The following is a 17,771-nucleotide window of genomic DNA, read 5'->3' on the forward strand; positions in this document are numbered from 1 at the left end:
AGGTTGTGGGCTTGCTCACCGCCCGGAGTTTTTCCGAGCGTCACCCTTGACATCACGAGCGTTCGTGAAAGTATTCACAAGCGAACTTGAGTTACCGGGACATTGCCTGGATATGCTCGTCAGGTTGAGCTGTTCCAGCAGGTCCCCGGCGCTGACCGCCTGCTCACGCACTGCCGAATGGTCGGATGCTAACTGTCACCACCGGCACTGCGGATGCATATAGGAAAAGCACGACAAGCAATTGTTGCCACCCATCCAGAATGAGGAGTGTTGCCGCCATGGACTGGCGTCACCATGCTGTCTGCCGCGACGAGGACCCGGAGCTGTTCTTCCCGATCGGGACGTCCGGACCGGCTCTCCTGCAGGTCGAGCAGGCCAAGGCCGTCTGCAGGCGCTGCTCCGTGACCGACCAGTGCCTGCAGTGGGCGCTTGAGTCCGGTCAGGACGCCGGCGTCTGGGGCGGAATGAGCGAGGAGGAGCGGCGCGCTGTGAAGCGGCGCGGCGGCCTCCGGGTGCTGCGCGCTCACTCCGCCTGATCCCCCAACGACACAGCTGTACGCCCCGGCAGGTTCGCCCGCCGGGGCGTTCCGCTTTCCGGCACCCGATCACCGCGCCGGCACGGGTCAGCCCGTCGACGCCGGCACAGCCCGATCGTCGACCCGCCGCAACACCAACTCCACCAACTCCGGCGCGTCGGTCAACGGCGCGGCGACCGACACCGCGCCTGCCGACCGGGCCGCCTCGGTCACCGCATCGTGAAACAGGCCGGGCGCCAGGAAGTACGCGCACACCGCGACCCGCCGCGCGCCAGCCGCCCGCAACCGGGACACCGCCACTCCGGCCGACGGCGGAGCCGCCGAGGCGTACGCCACCCGGCAGGGCACCTCGAACTCCTCGGCGAGCGCGTCCGCGACCCGGCCCACCGAACTGCGCGCCCGCGCGTCGCGGGTGCCCGCCGCGGCAAGCACCAGCGCGTCGAAGCTGCCCGGGCACGCCTCGCCGAGCCGGCGGCGCAACCCGCCCAGCAGCCCCGCGTCGACCGTCCCGTCCGCCGGGCCGAGCACGTCGGTCACCCGCACCGCCAGCGGTGGCCCGGTCTGCGCCGCCGCAGCGACCGCCGCCGGGATGTCCACCCGATTGTGGTACGCGGCAGTCAGCAGCAGCGGCACCAGCACCGCCCGGCGGTGACCGGCCACGGCCAGGTCGCGCAACACCGCTGTCGGCCCCGGCTCGGTGTGGTCCAGCCAGCTCGCCCAGACCGGTGTGCCCGGACGGGCCACCGACACGGCTCGGGCCAGAGCCCGGGTGGCTTCGGCCGCTCGCGGATCACGGCTGCCGTGCGCGACCAGCACCACCGGGTCGACCCCGCCGGCCGCACCGGGGCCGGTCGGGGTCGTCGCCGGTGTGGTCAGACGTGCAGGCCGCACTCTGTCTTCTCGAACATGGCCCACCGGCCCGCCCGTGCGTCCTCGCCGGCCTTCGTGCGGCGGGTGCACGGCCAGCAGCCGATCGACCCGTAGCCCTGCTTGAACAGTTCGTTGACGGGCACGTTGAAGCGGGCGATGTAGGCGTCCACGTCCCGCTGCGACCACGCCGCGATCGGGTTGACCTTGACCTTGCCGCGCCGCGCGTCGAAGGTCACCACCGGCGTGTTGGCCCGGGTCGGTGACTCGTCCCTGCGCAGGCCCGCAGCCCAGGCGTCGTAGCCGGTCAGCGCCCGCTCCAGCGGCTCCACCTTGCGCAGCTGGCAGCAGTCGTCCGGCGACTTGTTGAACAGGCGGGGGCCGTACTGGCCGTCCTGCTGGCCGACGGTGAGTCGGGGCCGGATCGACCGCACGTTCACCGGGAGCGTGCGGGCCACCTCGTCGCGCACCCGCAGCGTCTCCGGGAAGTGCAGGCCGGTGTCGAGGAAGACCACGTCCACGCCCGGAGCCACCCGGGACACCAGGTGGGCCAGCACGGCGTCGGCCATCGAGCTGGTGACGCAGAACCGGTCGCCGAAGGTCTGCGCCGCCCAGCGGGCGATCTCCAGAGCCGGGGCGCCCTCCAGATCCCGGGCCGCCTGCTCGGCCAGGACCCGCAGCTCGTCCGGGTCGCGCCGGGCCGGGTCGGTCGGCGTCGGACCACCCGGACCGACCAGGCGCAGACTCGCGGCGGAGACGAGGCTCATCGGGTCACCGCCCGCGAGAGCAGGCCGGTGAACTTCACCGAGAAGACCCGGGTGCAGGCGTGACACTCCCACGCGCCGTGTCCCGCCTCGTGCGGACGCAGGTCCTCCTCGCCGCAGTACGGGCAGTACAGGGGTGCCGCTCGGTTCTCGCTGCTCACCGCAGGTCCTCCTCGTCGACTCTGATCACCCAGTTGGCGAACGTCTCGCCCTCGCTCCGGCCGGCCAGGTAGCGGCGGGCCAGCCGTTCCACGTACTCCGGAAGCTCCTCCGCGGTGGTCTTCAGACCGCGCAGCTTGCGCCCGAAGCCGGCGGTCTGCCCCTGGGCCATGCCCAGGCCACCGCCCAGGTGCACCTGGAAACCCTCGACCTGCCGGCCGTCCGGGCCGACCACCAGCTGACCCTTGAGCCCGATGTCGGCCACCTGGGTACGCGCGCACGCGTTCGGGCAGCCGTTGATGTGGATCGAGATGTCCGCGTCGAAGTCACGCAGCCGCTGCTCCAGCCGGGCCACCAGCTCCTCGCCGCGGGCCTTCGTCTCGACGATCGCCAACTTGCAGTACTCGATGCCGGTGCACGCCATCGTGCCGCGCCGCCAGGCCGACGGCCGGGCCTCCAGGCCGATCCCGCGCAGCGCGTCGACCAGCGACTCCGTCCGCTCCGCCGGCACGTCGAGCACCAGCAGCTTCTGGTACGGGGTGAGCCGTACCCGGTCGCTGCCGTGCGCCTCGACCACGTCGGCCAACTGGCTCAGCTGCGCGCCGGAGACCCGCCCGACCACCGGGGCGGCGCCCACGTAGTGCCGCCCGTCGGCCTGCTCGTGCACGCCCACGTGGTCGACCGGCTTCGACGGCAGGGTCGGTGCCGGGCCGTCGAGCAACGTGCGGCCGAGGTAGTCCTTCTCCAGGACCTCCCGGAAGCGCTCCACACCCCAGTCGGCCACCAGGAACTTCAGTCGGGCGCGGTTGCGCAGCCGACGGTAGCCGTAGTCGCGGAAGATGCCGACCACACCGGCCCACACGTCCGGCACCTCGGCCAGCGGAACCCAGACGCCGAGCCGCTGGGCCAGCATCGGGTTGGTGGAGAGGCCCCCGCCGACCCAGACGTCGAAGCCGGGCCCGTGCTCGGGATGGTCGACACCGAGGAAGGCGATGTCGTTCGACTCGTACGGGGTGTCCACCAACCAGGAGATCGACGTCTTGAACTTGCGGGGCAGGTTGGAGAACTGCTTGTCGCCGACGTACCGGGAGACGATCTCGTCGATCGCCGGAGTCGGGTCGAGCAGCTCGTCGCGGGCCACGCCGGCGACCGGGCTGCCCAGCACGATGCGCGGGCAGTCGCCGCAGGCCTCGGTGGTCTGCAGACCGACCGACTCCAGCCGACGCCAGATCTCCGGCATGTCCTCGACCCGGATCCAGTGGTACTGGATGTTCTGCCGGTCGGTGATGTCGGCGGTGTCCCGGGCGAACTCCCGGGAGATGTCCGCGATCACCCGCAACTGGGCCAGGCTGAGCTGGCCGCCGTCGATGCGGACCCGGAGCATGAAGAACTCGTCCTCCAGCTCGTGCGGCTCCAGCACGGCGGTGCGCCCGCCGTCGATGCCCGCCTTGCGCTGGGTGTAGAGGCCCCACCAGCGGAACCGGCCCCGCAGGTCCTGCGGGTCGATGGAGGCGAAGCCACGGTGCGCGTAGATCGTCTCGATGCGGGCCCGGACGTTGAGCGGGTCGTCGTCCTTCTTGATCCGCTCGTTGGGGTTGAGCGGCTCGCGGTGACCGAGCGCCCACTGACCCTCACCCCGTGGCCGGCGCGGCGCTCGGGTCGGGCGAGCCGTCGGGTCCTCGGATCGGGCCGGGATGCTGCTGACCGCCATCGCGGCGTCCTCCGTTGTCTGCTGTGCCTCTGGGTACGCGGGGCGCGGCGGCCGGCCCGGCGAAGCGGGCGGGACAACGGTGTCTTCAGACAGCCGGCGCGGAGCGCGCCCGAGACGGATTGGTCGGGCGTCGTCAGTAGGCCGGACAGATCGCGCTGCGCACGCGGCCGTAATCAACGTGGCGGCGTGCCACGAAGCGGCGGACGACTGCGGCGGTCATGCGCCCATGCTGCCACACCTCAAGGGGGCCGGCCAATGTCCGCGTGCGGGATCCCACATCACGGGCCGAAGGTGGCGTGGGTGCTGCACCGACCGACCGTGGCCGGGGCGATCGTTGGCGCGTCCCGCCCGAACGACGTGATGGTCCCCTGGCGTCCACCGCCTGCCGCCGGTGACACCCACGGGCCACATGGCCGTGGCAGGCTCGGACCGTGGGCGGATTGTCCGAGAAGTCGAGCGGGGCGGCGTGGGACCACCTGCGCCGCCTACCGGTCTGGCTCCCCCCGGCGCTGTTGACCCTGGCGGTGACAGTGACGGGGCTGGGCTCCGCCCAACTGTGGCGCGACGAGCTGGCCACCTGGAGCGCGGCCACCCGCTCGCCCACCGACCTGGCCCGCCTGGCCGACACCATCGACGCCGCCACCGGCCCGTACTACCTGTTCATGCACATCTGGACCAGGATCGTCGGCGACTCCACGGTCGCCCTGCGCGCGCCGGCCGCGCTGGCGATGACCGTGGCCGCCGGGCTGCTCGCCGTGCTCGGCGCACGGCTCGTCGACCGACGCGCCGGGCTCTTCGCCGGCCTGCTGTTCGCGGTGCTCCCCGGCACCTCCCGCTACGGGCAGGAGGCCCGCCCGTACGCGCTGGCCACCATGCTCGCGGTGCTCGCCACAGTGCTCCTGGTGACCGCGCTGCGCCGGCCGAGCTGGGCCCGTTGGGCCGGGTACGCCGCCGCGGTCACCGCTCTCGGACTCGTCCACCTGATCGCGCTCACAGTGCTCGCCGCGCACGCGCTGGTCGTCGTGCTCGCCTGGTGGCGAGGCACGACCGCGGCGGGTATCCCCGCGCCGGGCATCTCCGCGTCAAGCGCCACCGCGCCGGGCATCTCCGCGTCAAACGCCACCGCGCCGGCCGATCGCAGCGGTGCGCGGGATCGGCGGGTGTGGCGGTGGGTGGTAGCCGTGGTGCCGGTCGCACTGTTGGCCGGTCCGTTGCTGCTCAAGGCCCGGACCCAGCAGTCCCGGCAGCTGAACTGGGTCGGTCTGGCTCGGCTGGACGACCTGGCCGCACTGCCCGGCGGGGTGGCCCAGAGCAGCGTGGTCGGTGGGCTGCTGCTCGGGGTCGCCGCGTTGGGCGCGGCCCGGCTCGGGCGGCGCGCCCTGCTGCCGGTGAGCGCGGTACTGCTGCCCGTGCTGCTGCTCTTCGCCGCCGGCGCGGTCGTACCCCTGTGGGTGCCTCGGTACCTGGTCTTCGTGGTGCCGTTCGCGTGCCTGCTGGCGGGCGCGGCGCTGGCCGCGGTGACCGCGCCGGCCGCGCTCGTCGTGGTGGTCCTGGCCGGGCTGCTCGGCCTGCCCGACCAGGCCGCGCTGCGGCGGACCCACGAGTGGCCGCGCAACGCGCCGGTGGACTACGCGGGGGCGGCGAGGGTGATCGGCGACGGTCAGCGGCCGGGCGACACGGTGGTCTACTCGCCCCGACACAGTTGGCTCTTCCTCGACCTCGGCATGGAGTACCACCTCGACGACCCGCCGCGCGACGTGCTGGTCACCGAGGACGAGGTCCGCCGGGGTGACCTGTGGGCCGCCGAGTGTCCCCAACCGGCGCAGTGCCTGGCCGGCACACCACGGGTGTGGCTGGTCGTCGCCGGCCGGCACGCTGATCCGCTGGCTGTCGTGCCCGGTGCCAAGGGCGACGCGCTCCGCGCGCAATTCACCGTCACCCAGGTCTGGCCGCGCCCCGGCCTGACCGTCGCCCTGCTGACCACCCGGCCCGGCAACTGAGCGGGCTACCGCGCCGGTGCGCCTCGGCCAGCGGTGGCAGGCGCGGCGGGCGGACCCGAGCGGACCAGGCGGACCCGGGCGGACCGCGACCCGGCGGAGGGCGGACAGCGCGGCTCAGGATTGTGAGCGACCGTCCGGGGCATTGCGGGCCAGCGGGACGACGAGCACCGCCTCGGTGCCACCGTTGGCCCCGGCGCGCAGCTCGATGGTGCCACGCAGCTCCCCGGTGACCAGGGCCCGGACGATCTGGAGGCCGAGTCGGCTGGCACGTTCGGCGTCGAAGTCCGGTGGCAGGCCGCGCCCGTTGTCGGTCACCGACACGTGCAGCATCTTGCGGAACCGGTGGGCCGAAACCACCACCTCGGGTCGTACCGACGGATCGACCTCGGGTACGGCGACCGGCACCATCCCGGAGGCGGCGACCGCAGGAGGCTCGTCGCCCTCGTCGCTCGGCGGGAAGCCGTGCTCGACGGCGTTGAGCAGCAACTCGTTGAGGACCATCACCAGCGAGGTGGCGATCTCCGCCGGCAGCACGCCGAAGCTGCCCCGCCGTCGCATGCCGACGCTCACCTCGGTCGCCGCGACCTCGGTCGCGGCGCTGGCCACCCGGTCGACGATGCCGTCGAACTCGACCGCCTCGTCGCTGGACATGGAGAGCGTCTCGTGCACCAGGGCGATCGACGCGACCCGGCGTACCGACTCCTCCAGCGCGACCCGGGCCTCCGGCATGGCCACCCGGCGAGCCTGCAACCGCAGCAGCGCGGCCACGGTCTGCAGGTTGTTCTTCACCCGGTGGTGGATCTCCCGGATGGTGGCGTCCTTGGTGATCAGGGCTCGGTCCCGGCGACGGACCTCGGTGATGTCCCGGACCAGCACCAGCGCGCCGATCGGCACCCCGGCGGGCATCAGCGGCAGCGCACGGGTGAGCATCGTGGCACCCCGGGCGTCGATCTCCCGTCGGGGCGGCGCCTCACCGCGCAGTGCGGCCAGGATGCCGTTCGAGGCCTCGGTGCCGTCCAGCGGGTCACCGGCCAGCCGGCGGTGCAGCGCCGCCAGGTCTTCGCCCACCAGATGGGAGGCGTAGCCCAGTCGGCGGTACGCGGACTGGGCGTTCGGGCTGGCGTAGGTGACCTTTCCTCCGGCGTCGAGCCGGACCAGCCCGTCGCCGACCCGGGGCGCGGAGGTGGTCTCGCCCGGATGCCGGGGTGGCGGGAAGGTGCCGTCCGCGATCATCTGCGCCAGGTCGTCCGCCGTGGTCAGGTAGTTGAGCTCCAATTGGCTGGGGGTGCGCGCGGTAGAGAGGTTGGTGTCCCGCCCCACCACGGCGATCACCTCACCGGCCTCCCCTTCGGCGGTCCGCAGCCGGACCGGGATCGCCTCGTGCCGGGCCGGCACGTCGCCGTACCAGACCGGGTCGCCCTCCCGCCAGATCCGGCCCTGGGAGTACGCCACGCCGAGGTGTGCCACCTCCGGCCCGCCGACGATGCGCCCCACCTGGTCGTCCTGGTACGCGGTGGGTGCGGTCGTCGGGCGGACCTGGGCGACGCAGAGGAACGTGCCGTCGGCGTCGACCGGCACCCAGAGCAGCAGGTCGGCGAAGGACAGATCGGAGAGCAGTTGCCAGTCGCCGGCGATGCGGTGCAGGTGGTCGATGTCGGCCGGACGGAGATGGGTGTGCTCCTCGGCGAGGTCGCGCAGCGTGGACACGGTGACCAGGGTGCCACGCCGCGCCTCACATCGTCGCGGTGACCTTCTTCAACCCGCGTGGCGCATCCGGGTCCTCACCCCGCGTGAGAGCCAGGGCCAGCGCCAACCGCTGCAGCGGCAGGATGTCCAGCAGTGGCGCGTACCGCTCGTCGACCTCGGGGACGGCCAGCCGGGTGGCTCCCGGTACCTCGGCGGAGCCGACCACCACCACGTCGGCGCGGCGTTCACCGAGGCGGGGCAGCACCTCGCCCATCGACCGTCCGCCAGGGCCGGAACCGACCACCGCGAGCACCGGGACCTCCGGGTCGGTCATCGCGAGCGGGCCGTGCAGCAGGTCGGCGCCGGAGAAGGCGAGCGCGGGCAGGTACGACGTCTCCATCAGCTTCAGTGCGGCCTCCCGGGCGGTCGGGTACGCGTACCCCCGACCGGTGGTGACCAGTTGCCGGGCGAACCGGTAGCGGGGTGCGAGCCGGGCCGGTGTGTCGTCGGCGAGGGTGCGGGCGGCCAGCTCGGGCAGCGCGTCGAGCGCCTCCCGTTCGGCCGCCGGGAGCACGCCGTCGCCGGCCCGGATCCCCTCCACCAGCATCAGCAGGGCGAGCAGTTCAGCGGTGTACGTCTTGGTGGCGGCCACCGCCCGCTCGTGTCCGGCGGCGATGTCGACGCTCAACTCCGCCACGTCGACCAGCGGCGAGTCGGGGGCGTTGGTCACCGCGAGGGTCAGCGCCCCGGAGTCCCGGGCGGCGCGTAGCACCTCCGCCAGGTCGGGTGACCCGCCGCTCTGGCTGACCCCGACGACCAACGCGTCGGACAGGTCGGGGCGCGCCCCGAACAGGGTGACCGCGCTGGGCGAGGCGAGCCCGGCGGGCAGGCCCAGCCGGATCTCGGTCAGGTACGCCCCGTACAGGGCCGCGTGGTCGGAGGTGCCCCGGGCGGTGAAGACCACGTGCCGCGGGCGGCGTTCGGCGATCACCGCCGCCACCCGGACGATCTCGGCGGCGTTGGCGGCGGAGAGCAGCCGCGCGTAGCCAGCGGGCTGCTCGTCGATGTCGGCGGCCATGCCCGCCCCTGCGCGTGTCACGAACACTCCTCCCCTGCGCGGTTCCCGCGCGTTTCCTGCTCAGTCTTGCACCTTTTCACGTATCCGAGCAATCGAACGAGCAGGAGTGCGCAGATGATCACCGAATGATCCCAATATCAACTACGCTTGGCCCGCTGCACACGGTCGAGTCTGCGACGAGAGGACGACGTGCCCGAGGGAACGGACGATGCCGCGCTCTCCGCGACGGAGGAGCTGGCGCTGGCCCGGCTGGCACTGGACGAGGGCGACCTGCACCGCGCCGCCGGTCACCTCGCCGGGGCGTTGGCGCGGGCACCCACCCTGCCCGAGGTGCACGAGACGCTGGCCCGGCTCGCCGCTATGAGCGACGGCGGCCTGGACCTCTTCCCGATCAACCACCACACGTTCGTGGGAGCCGTCGTCGCCCGCGCCCACCTGCTCGCCACGGCCGGTCGCCCCGCCGAGGGGCTGGAACTGCTGGCCGCGGCGACCGCGTACGCGCCCAGCGCCCCGTGGGCCGGGGTTCCCTGGGTCACCGCGCCCGAGTTGACCGAACGGTTGGACCCGGAACACATCGCCCGCGTCCTCATGCAGGTGTGCGCGGCGCTGCCCGACCCGGTGCCACGGCTCGGCCGGGACGCCCTGACGCCGTACCTGACGCTGGCCCGCAACGCGGTCACCGTGCACCCCGAGCACAGCCTGCTGCTGGGTGCGGCGTCCGCGCTGGCCCGGCGCATCGGCGAAGTCGCCCTGGCGGTCCGCTGGGCCACCCGGGGGGTACGCGCACAGCCCTCGAAGATGGGCGAGGTCTGGCTCGGGTACGCGTACCGCAGCGCGGGCCGGACCCGCGACGGCCTCGCGGCTCTCGGTCGCGCCGTCGAGCTGGACCCCGACGACCTGGCGATCTACGCGGACATCGCCGGCACCCTGGCCGACATCGGCCGGCTCGACGAGGCGCTGGAGTGGACCGAGCGGGCGCTGGCACGCGACCCGTCGTTCGACTGCGCGGTACACACCGCGTACCGCCTGCGGCACCTGCGCGACGGCGACCTGGCCCACCTGGTCGCGCTCGCCGACTTCGTCCGGGACCACCCCGACGACAGTCACGAGCACGGCGACCTGGCCCAGTGCTGCCGGGCCCGGCCCTGGCTGGGCCAACTGACGCCGGCCGACGGCCCGCTGCTCGACGCGATGCGCCAGGCGGTGGCCGACGACGACAACGGTCTCGGCAGCGCCGTACGCCTGGCTGCCCCCGCCCCGCCGAGTGCCGTTCGGACGGCGACGTCGACCGCACCCGGGCTGCGGATCGAAGTCGTCGGCGGCGCGCCGGAGCCGGACCCACGCGAGCCGCGACGGGCGTCCGCACAACTGTTGTGGCGGTACGCGGACGACGTGCCCACGCCCGCCCTGCCGGCACCCTCGGCGACGGCGGTCGAACGGATCGGGCAGATCGCGCACCCGGCGTGGCCACACCCGCCCGCGGCGTACGACGCGGCGGTGAGCCTGGCCGGTCTCGACGTGGCCGACCTGCTCGGTCTGCTGGTGCACCCGCCCGCGGCACCGGCCAACGCGGTGGGTCGACTGCTGGCCGCCCACGACCCGTCGGTCTGGGTCCGGGGTGTGCAGGTGTGGGCCTGCCTGGGTCTGCTGCACCACCGCACCGACGAGCCGTGGGAGGGTTCGACCCGCCGCCGCGTGCTGCTCGACCTGATCTGGGGCGTCGAGGACTGGGTCACCGAGGCGGCGCTGTTCGCCCTGGTCACCGCAGCCTGGGTGGATCCCTCGGTGCGCTCGGACGTGGCGCGGGTGGTGGCGGAGCGGCTCGCCGACGCGGCCGCCGTGGCGCGGACCCGGCCGGTCCCGATCGCCGGTTCACTGGCCCATGTGGCGCTCGCCGCCCCGGAACTGGACCCGGCCACCGCGGCCCTCGCCACCGAACTGCTCGGCCGGCGATCCGCCCGGGTCCCCCGCCCCCGCAACCCCCTACGCCGACTCTGGCACCGCCTGCGCCGCCGGTAACCGGGCGCTCGCGGGGACACCACACGCCGCGCCGGCCCGGACGGGACGACGCGGCGTGTGGTGCGGGTGTCGGATCAGGCGACGGGGGCCTTGCCGAGAGCGACCTCGGCCTCCTCCTCCGGGGTGGCCTGCGGGGGCGCCTCGTTGGCGGTCCGCAGCGGGATCTCCTTGATGAACCAGGCGAGCACCGGGATCACGATGGTGAACAGCACCGCCCACAGGAACACGTGCGAGATCGCGTCGGAGAGACCACCGAGCACCAACTCGCGCGCCTGGGCGGGCAGTTCCTTGAGCTTCGCCAGGTCCATACCGGCACCGGCCTCGCCGCCGCCGAACGCCCGGCCGCCCTCGGAGTCGGCCAGCCGGTTGGCGAAGATCGCGCCGAACAGCGAGATGCCGAACGAGCCGCCGATCGACCGGAAGAAGGTCGCCGCGCCGCTGGCCGCGCCGAGGTCCTTCTGCTCCACGCTGTTCTGCGCGATCAGCATCGACGTCTGCATGAGGAAGCCCATACCGACGCCGAGCACGACCATGTAGAGCGAGGACATCAGCTTGCTGGTGTCGGTGTCGAGCATGGACAGCAGCGCCATGCCCCCGGTCATCACCACACCACCGATGATCGGGTACGCCCGGTACCTGCCGTTCTTGGTGATCGCCCGGCCGATGACCAGCGAGACGACCAGCATGCCGAACATCAGGGGCAGCAGCAGCAGACCACTGTTGGTCGCCGACGCCCCCTGCACGGTCTGCTGGTAGAGCGGCAGGAAGTTCATCGCGCCGAACATCGCGAAGCCGAGCAGAAAGCCGACCACCGAGATCAGCGCGAAGTTGCGGTTGGCGAAGAGCGCCAACGGCAGGATCGGCTCCTGGACACGACGCTCCACCAGACCGAACGCCAGCAACGCGAGCACGGCCAGGACGGCCAGACCGAGGATCTGCGGGGACGTCCAGTCGTACTCGTTGCCACCCCAGGTGGTGATGAGCACGATCGCGGTGATGCCGACCGAGAGCAGACCCGCGCCGAGCCAGTCGATCCGGTGCTCGGTGCGGTACTTCGGCAGGTGCATGGTGGTGATCAGCACGAGCAGCGCGACCCCACCCAGCGGCAGGTTCACGTAGAACGCCCAGCGCCAGGAGAGGTGGTCGGTGATGAAGCCACCGACCAGTGGGCCGGCGACCATGGCGATCGCCATGATGCCGGCGATCATGCCCTGGTAGCGCCCACGCTCGCGCGGCGGCACCAGGTCACCGATGATCGCCATCACGCCGACCATGAGGCCGCCGGCGCCGAGGCCCTGCACGGCCCGGAAGGCGATCAACTGGACCATGCCGTCCTGCGGGCCGCCGAGCATCCCGGAACCGGCCATGCCGCAGAGGGCAGAGCCGACGAGGAAGATGACGACCGACGTCAGGAAGACCGACTTGCGGCCGTAGAGGTCACCGAGCTTGCCCCAGATCGGGGTGGAGACGGTGGTGCCCAGGACGTACGCGGTGACCACCCAGGTGAAGTGGTTGAGGCCACCGAACTCGCCGACGATCCGCGGTAACGCGGTGCTGACGATCATGTTGTCGAGCATCGCGAGCATCATCGCGATCATCAGCCCGAACAGCACGACCCGGATGTTGTTGGGTCGTGTGCCGGCCTGGGTTGCCTGAGTCATGGGTAAGCTCCCCCCGAGGATTGCCATACTTACTTGCCGCCCGGCTAGTCACCTTACTAGCCGCACGGTAAGTTGGGTACAAGGAACGGTCAAGCCAATTAGGGGGCGTGGGTGAGGGAGAGCACAGGCGGGACGCGGGAGCGGATCAAGGCCGTCGCGCTCGAGCTCTTCACCGAGCAGGGGTACGAGAAGACCTCGCTTCGGGAGATCGCGGAGCGCCTCAACGTGACCAAGGCCGCGCTCTACTACCACTTCAAGAGCAAGGACGACATCGTCGCCAGCTTCGTCGAGGACCGGCTGGTGCAGATCGACGCGCTGACCGCGTGGGCCGAGTCGCAGCCCGCGACCCTGGACACGAGGCGCGAACTCGTCTCCCGCTACGCCGACACGATGTTCGGCGGCGAGACGCCGTCGGTGATGCGCTTCTTCGAGCAGAACCAGACCGTGCTGAAGAGTCTCGCCGCCGGCCAGCAGATGCGCGGCCGGATGATGACGCTCGCCGACGCGCTGTGCCGTGGCGACGACTCCCCCGCCGCCCAACTGCGCGCCACCCTGTCCCTGTTCGCTGTGCACGGCAGCTGGTTCGCGCTCCGCGCGCCGCACATCAGCGACGACGAACGCCGCAAGATCGCCCTGGAGGTCGCTGACGAGTTGTTGGCTGCCATCGGCAGCGATCCTGCGGCGACCACGCCGCTCGACCCGAGCGCGACAGCCGACCCGGGCGCGACAGCCGACGAGGGCGCGTCCGGCACCGGCTGAGCGGTCGGGCGATCAGCCGCGCGTCAGGTCCAGCCGCAGACCGAGCAGGTCCACCCCCGGTGCCGGCGACCAGTCCTTCTCCGGTGCACGGACGAACCCGAGCCGCGAGTAGAGCCGGTGGGCCGAGAGGGCCATCCCGGCCCGGACGCAGATCACCACCGCCACGCAGCCCAACTCGGTCGCACGCGTGACGCACGCCTGGGCCAGCGCGGCGCCGACACCCCGCCCCTGGGCGCCCGGGTCGACGGCGAGCATCCGGAACTCCGCCTCGCCGGGCCCGGACAGCTCCGCGAAGCGGGTGCCCGGCAGCACGAAGGTCACCGAGCCGAGCACCGCGTCGGTCGCCTCGTCCACCGCGACCAGCACCTCGCCGTTGGCGGCCCGGGTCGACACGTCGGCCAGCACCGCGCCGTAGCCGTGCTCGCCCTTGAGCTGACCGTCCGCCTCGTACGCGGCCACGGTCAGCCGGGCCACCGCCGCGAAGTCGGCCGGCTCGGCAGGACGGACCCGCAGCCCGGTCAAGCAATCACCGCGATCAGGTCGCCGTCCTGCACGACGTCGCCCTCGTGCACCGCGAGCTGCTGGACCACGCCCTCGGACTCGGCGATGACCGGGATCTCCATCTTCATCGACTCGAGGATCACCAGGGTGTCGCCCTCGGCCACCGTGTCACCAGCCGTGGCGACGACCTTCCAGACGTTCGCCACCATCTCGGCGCGGATCTCCTCGGCCATGTCCGGGCCTCCCTCTTCGCGGTGTGTCTGCCGTCGTATCCAATCATGCGCCGACCGACGGTGAGTACACAGCAGCACAGCAGGGATGGCACATCCGCCCTGGGGAAGGCGGCGGGTGTCGACCGCACTACCATCAGCGGGTCGGAGCCGACGCCGGACGGCCGGTGGGTGCACCCGCGCCGAGGTCGTGCGCAGGACGGATCCGACCCATCACGAGGAGGTCAGCATGGCGAAGAAGTCCCGGAAGAAGAAGGCCCGTAAGAAGAGCGCCGCGAACCACGGCAAGCGCCCCAACTCCTGAACGAGTCGACGGGCCGGCGGTCCGTCACCGATCAGCCCGACCCGGCCGACGCCGGGCACACCGGTGGCCCGGGTCGACGTCGACCCGGGCCACCGGTGTTGGTCCCTCAGATGTGCTGACGCTCAGTCGGCCAGCTCGCGGGAGTCACTGGTCTCGAAGACCACCAACTCGGTGAGCTTGACCCGCAGCCGTTCGCGCAGCTCGTCCGGCGCGGTCTCGTTGCCGCAGCAACGCGCCACCAGCGCCCGCACCTCCTGCTCCAGCCCGTACTCGCGCAGGCACGGCCCGCACTCGTCCAGGTGGTGCCGGATCAGCGAGCGCCGCTCGTCGGCGCACTCCAGATCCAGGTAGAGGTAGACCTCCGCGAGCACCTCGCGGCAATCCGTCTCGTGCGGCTCCCCACAGCTCACGTCACACCTCCCGGCCGGCAGCGGCGGCACTCGAACCCTTCGACGAGCGGGCGGCACTGAAGCCCCGCTCCCCGGCGTAGCGCTCGAGCAGCTTGCGCAGATTACGACGACCCCGGTGCAGGCGTGACATCACGGTGCCGATCGGCGTGCCCATGATGTCCGCGACCTCCTTGTACGAGAAGCCCTCGACATCGGTCAGGTAGACGGCCAGGCGGAACTCCTCCGGCAACTGCTGGAGGGCCTCCTTGACGTCGCTGTCCGGCAGCCGGTCCAGTGCCTCGGTCTCCGCCGAGCGCAACCCGCTGGAGGTGTGCGACTCGGCCTCGGCGAGCTGCCAGTCGGTGATCTCCTCGGTCGGCGCCTGGATCGGTTGGCGCTGCCGCTTGCGGTAGGAGTTGATGTAGGTGTTGGTCAGGATCCGGTAGAGCCAGGCCTTCAGGTTCGTGCCCTGCTCGAACTGGTGGAAGGCGGCGTACGCCTTCAGGTATGTCTCCTGGACCAGGTCCTCGGCATCCGCCGGGTTGCGTGTCATCCGCAGCCCAGCAGCGTAGAGCTGATCGACGAATGGCATCGCGTCCCGCTCGAATCGGGCCCTGCGCTCGTCCGTCTTTTCGGTGGTCAACCGCACATCCCCTCGCGTCGGATGCTTTCCCGCCGAGGATACGCGCACGGACCTGCCCGTAGATTCACTTCCGGCCGGTGTGCCCGTGCTCACCACACCCACCCCGCCCGGTCCCGCCGTCGCGGGCCACTCCGGACCATCCAGCAGCCGCTTCAGCTGCCGGGCGTCCCGTTCGTCCCGTTCCAGGCTCCGTGTCTCGGTCGGCACCGGTCACCCCCCTCGCAGAAAAGTCGTCCGGGGTTTGTAACGCGAGATGACCACTGGGGCATTCCGGCCGCCCCTCCCCGTTCCTGGCCCCGGCCCCGACGGCGGCCGGCGCTGGGACCAGGAAGGGCCTGGGAGGACTGACGCCGCCGGCCCGAATCGGCCCGGTGGCACCATCGGATGCAACGACCCGCGCCCGGCACCGGAAACGGTCGCTCGGGCGAAGCCGTTCAGTCGGCCGCCCAGCCCTGGGCGCGCAGCCAGTCCCGTACGACAGCGGCCGTTGCGGCCGGATCGCGCCGCAGGTCGTGCGTCTCCCCCGGACGGCTCACCACCTGCACGGCCGGCGTCGGCTCCGGCGTACCGAACGGGTCCCGGTCGCCGTTGACGACGAGCGTCGGCAGACCGGTGCCCAGTTCGGCGGCGCGCGAGCGCTCCGGCCGCCCGGGCGGGTGCAACGGGAAGGCCAACGCGACCACGCCGGCCGCGCCCACCGCGCGTGCCGTCCGACAGGCCACCCGTGCGCCGCTGGAGCGACCGCCGACCAGCACCGTCGGTACGTCGCCGTGCCGGTCACGCAGCACGGCGAGCACCGTCGTCCAGGCCTCGTCGAGGTGACCCGCCGGTGCGGGCGCACGTCGACCGGCGACCCGGTAGGGCTGGGTCACCCGGACCACCACCAGGCCGGCCGCGACCGACGCGTCCCGAACCGCGAGCAGGTCGGGTGCGTCGACGCTGCCGCCCGCCCCGTGCCCGAGCACGAGCAGTGCGGTGGCCGGGCGGGTCGGCAGGTCGGTGGTGATCCCCGCCGGACCGCGCGGGGTGTCGATCTCGTCGCTGGTTGGCACCGGCCCATTCTGCGCCGCCTGACGGACGACCGGTGGCGGACCGGGCCGTTGGTCAGCTCAGCGGCACCAGGGTGAGCAGCCGGTCGCGCACCGGCGGACCGGCGTCGTCGACGGCGTCCGGGTCGGGTTCGACCTCGCCCCGCCAGGCGACCAGCATCGCCCGCCGCTCGCGGGGTGTGGTGGCCCCCCACACGCCATGGCAGTCGCCGACGTCGAGGGCCCAGGCCAGGCAGGACCCCTGTACGTCACAACTGCGGCACAGTGCGACGGCAGCATCCGCCGGTTCGTTCGGCGCCGGAAAGAACGTCTCCGGATCGACGCTCTGACAGGTGCCTCTGGTGCGCCACGCGTCGTCTTGTCGCCGTTCCCGCACTGCCCGCAGCAGTCGCGGATCTCGCCGCGCCGCTGCCACCTCGTGCGGGCGGGGCATACGCGCTCGTGTCAATCCACCCACCTCCCCCGTGGGACCGGCAAGATCGGTGGATGTCGTCCGCCCCGTGCGAATCGACAGCCACTACCGGCGCTGTGTTCTATCGCACTTCGCAACACCGGGACAAGGGTCTGCCGGGAACATGACTGAACAGTCGGGAGACGAATCGCGCGCAATCCTGTCAAATCGGTGCCCGACGATGTGCCCTCGCCTCAGAACAGGGTCAGCTCCTGTGGTGCCACCGTCGGCGCGACCGACACCCGGGCGGTCAACTGCGGGCCGTCGTTGCGGACGTCGCCCACCGCCGCCCCCACCGGTCGGATCTCCAACCCCGCCAACCGCTCGGCCGACGCCGGGGCGAGCAACCGCTCCGGCGCGTCGGTCGGCGCCAGCCACGACGACCATGCCTCGGGCGGCAGCAGCACCGGCATCCGGTCGTGCACCTCGGCCAGGTCGCCGAGAGCCGCGGTGGTCAGCACGCTGAAGGTGAGCCGGGAGTCGACGCCCGATTCCCAGACCGACCAGATGCCGGCCAGGGCGAGCACCGAGCCGTCGGTGGGCGTCATGTAGTAGGCCTGCCGCCCGCCGTCGGGCCGACGGACCCACTCGTACCAGCCGTCGGCCGGGACCAGGCATCGGCGACGGGAGAACGACCCGGCGTACGCCCGGCTGGTGGCCACCGTCTCCGCCCGCGCATTGATCATGCGGGCGGCCCCGGCGGCGGACCGGGACCAGTGCGGCAGCAGACCCCAGCGCCCGACGCAGAGACTCCGATGCCCCTCCGGGCTCACCCGGACCAGCGGAACCGGATCGGTCGGCGCAACGTTGTGGTCCGGTCGGAGCAGGCCGTCGGAGTCGTCGGACGCCTCGAACAGCGCGCTGAGCTCGCCGGAGCTCCGGGTCGTCGCGTACCTGCCGCACATGGGCACACGCTAACGCGTCGGAGGCCCTCCCGGCTGTCCCGCCAACCGGGAGTACGACA

Annotated in this window: 18 protein-coding genes; 4 read left to right on the plus strand and 14 right to left on the minus strand. The window is 72.3% G+C overall.

What is annotated here, in order from left to right:
* Window positions 1–278: 278 nt before the first annotated feature.
* On the plus strand, window positions 279–536 hold the full coding sequence (locus O7614_RS28575) for a WhiB family transcriptional regulator (protein WP_007072794.1): 258 nt from the start codon (window positions 279–281) through the stop codon (window positions 534–536).
* 87 nt (window positions 537–623) lie between these two features.
* On the opposite strand, the gene O7614_RS28580 is transcribed toward O7614_RS28575, so the two are convergent.
* Genes O7614_RS28580 through O7614_RS28595 form a run of 4 tightly spaced genes read right to left on the minus strand, consistent with a single transcriptional unit; the run spans window position 624 to window position 4,037 of the window.
* Window positions 624–1,412 (minus strand): CbiX/SirB N-terminal domain-containing protein, encoded by a 789-nt coding sequence (locus O7614_RS28580; protein WP_278142415.1) that lies wholly within the window; start codon window positions 1,410–1,412, stop codon window positions 624–626.
* The gene (locus O7614_RS28585; RefSeq protein ID WP_278141498.1) at window positions 1,409–2,170 is read right to left on the minus strand and encodes a phosphoadenylyl-sulfate reductase; all 762 of its coding nucleotides are present in this window, start codon (window positions 2,168–2,170) and stop codon (window positions 1,409–1,411) included. The genes O7614_RS28580 and O7614_RS28585 overlap by 4 nt, the downstream gene beginning before the upstream one ends.
* On the minus strand, window positions 2,167–2,328 hold the full coding sequence (locus tag O7614_RS28590; RefSeq protein ID WP_167393614.1) for a hypothetical protein: 162 nt from the start codon (window positions 2,326–2,328) through the stop codon (window positions 2,167–2,169). Before O7614_RS28590 ends, O7614_RS28585 begins: the two co-directional genes overlap by 4 nt.
* Window positions 2,325–4,037 carry a nitrite/sulfite reductase gene (locus tag O7614_RS28595; protein ID WP_278141499.1) on the minus strand — a complete coding sequence of 571 codons (1,713 nt, stop codon included), beginning with the start codon at window positions 4,035–4,037 and terminating at the stop codon, window positions 2,325–2,327. Before O7614_RS28595 ends, O7614_RS28590 begins: the two co-directional genes overlap by 4 nt.
* Window positions 4,038–4,468: 431 nt before the next feature.
* On the opposite strand from O7614_RS28595, the gene O7614_RS28600 reads away from it, so the two are divergent.
* On the plus strand, window positions 4,469–6,037 hold the full coding sequence (locus O7614_RS28600) for a glycosyltransferase family 39 protein (protein WP_278141500.1): 1,569 nt from the start codon (window positions 4,469–4,471) through the stop codon (window positions 6,035–6,037).
* Window positions 6,038–6,151: 114 nt separating this feature from the next.
* Here O7614_RS28600 and O7614_RS28605 read toward each other — a convergent pair whose 3' ends face one another.
* Window positions 6,152–7,744, minus strand: a complete 1,593-nt coding sequence (locus O7614_RS28605) for a PAS domain-containing sensor histidine kinase (protein ID WP_278141501.1) — start codon at window positions 7,742–7,744, stop codon at window positions 6,152–6,154.
* 25 nt (window positions 7,745–7,769) lie between these two features.
* The gene (locus tag O7614_RS28610; protein WP_278142417.1) at window positions 7,770–8,801 is read right to left on the minus strand and encodes an SIS domain-containing protein; all 1,032 of its coding nucleotides are present in this window, start codon (window positions 8,799–8,801) and stop codon (window positions 7,770–7,772) included.
* A 189-nt stretch (window positions 8,802–8,990) separates the two neighbouring features.
* On the opposite strand from O7614_RS28610, the gene O7614_RS28615 reads away from it, so the two are divergent.
* Window positions 8,991–10,820, plus strand: a complete 1,830-nt coding sequence (locus O7614_RS28615; protein WP_278141502.1) for a tetratricopeptide repeat protein — start codon at window positions 8,991–8,993, stop codon at window positions 10,818–10,820.
* Between the two features lie 74 nt (window positions 10,821–10,894).
* Here the strand turns inward: O7614_RS28615 and O7614_RS28620 are convergent, their stop codons facing one another.
* Window positions 10,895–12,481 carry an MDR family MFS transporter gene (locus O7614_RS28620; protein WP_278141503.1) on the minus strand — a complete coding sequence of 529 codons (1,587 nt, stop codon included), beginning with the start codon at window positions 12,479–12,481 and terminating at the stop codon, window positions 10,895–10,897.
* Between the two features lie 111 nt (window positions 12,482–12,592).
* On the opposite strand from O7614_RS28620, the gene O7614_RS28625 reads away from it, so the two are divergent.
* The gene (locus O7614_RS28625) at window positions 12,593–13,240 is read left to right on the plus strand and encodes a TetR/AcrR family transcriptional regulator (RefSeq protein ID WP_278141504.1); all 648 of its coding nucleotides are present in this window, start codon (window positions 12,593–12,595) and stop codon (window positions 13,238–13,240) included.
* A gap of 12 nt (window positions 13,241–13,252) precedes the next feature.
* Here O7614_RS28625 and O7614_RS28630 read toward each other — a convergent pair whose 3' ends face one another.
* The 7 genes from O7614_RS28630 to O7614_RS28660 form a co-directional block, all read right to left on the minus strand.
* Window positions 13,253–13,762, minus strand: coding sequence for a GNAT family N-acetyltransferase (locus O7614_RS28630; RefSeq protein ID WP_278141505.1), 510 nt, complete (start codon window positions 13,760–13,762; stop codon window positions 13,253–13,255).
* Entirely contained in the window at window positions 13,759–13,974 is a 216-nt protein-coding gene (locus O7614_RS28635) for a biotin/lipoyl-binding carrier protein (protein ID WP_278141506.1), read from the minus strand. Before O7614_RS28635 ends, O7614_RS28630 begins: the two co-directional genes overlap by 4 nt.
* Before the next feature lie 423 nt (window positions 13,975–14,397).
* Window positions 14,398–14,685 carry a mycothiol system anti-sigma-R factor gene (gene rsrA, locus O7614_RS28640; protein WP_030336658.1) on the minus strand — a complete coding sequence of 96 codons (288 nt, stop codon included), beginning with the start codon at window positions 14,683–14,685 and terminating at the stop codon, window positions 14,398–14,400.
* Between the two features lies 1 nt (window position 14,686).
* The gene (locus tag O7614_RS28645; protein ID WP_278141507.1) at window positions 14,687–15,514 is read right to left on the minus strand and encodes a sigma-70 family RNA polymerase sigma factor; all 828 of its coding nucleotides are present in this window, start codon (window positions 15,512–15,514) and stop codon (window positions 14,687–14,689) included.
* A 227-nt stretch (window positions 15,515–15,741) separates the two neighbouring features.
* A complete protein-coding gene (locus tag O7614_RS28650) occupies window positions 15,742–16,359 on the minus strand; it encodes an alpha/beta family hydrolase (protein WP_278141508.1) in 618 nt (205 codons plus the stop codon).
* 52 nt (window positions 16,360–16,411) lie between these two features.
* Complete coding sequence (locus O7614_RS28655; protein WP_145779111.1) at window positions 16,412–16,804, minus strand: WhiB family transcriptional regulator; 393 nt, start codon at window positions 16,802–16,804, stop codon at window positions 16,412–16,414.
* Window positions 16,805–17,001: 197 nt separating this feature from the next.
* Window positions 17,002–17,712, minus strand: a complete 711-nt coding sequence (locus tag O7614_RS28660) for an SOS response-associated peptidase (RefSeq protein WP_278141509.1) — start codon at window positions 17,710–17,712, stop codon at window positions 17,002–17,004.
* Window positions 17,713–17,771 lie beyond the last annotated feature (59 nt).

The sequence above is a fragment of the Micromonospora sp. WMMD961 genome (assembly GCF_029626145.1).
Classification (GTDB): domain Bacteria; phylum Actinomycetota; class Actinomycetes; order Mycobacteriales; family Micromonosporaceae; genus Micromonospora.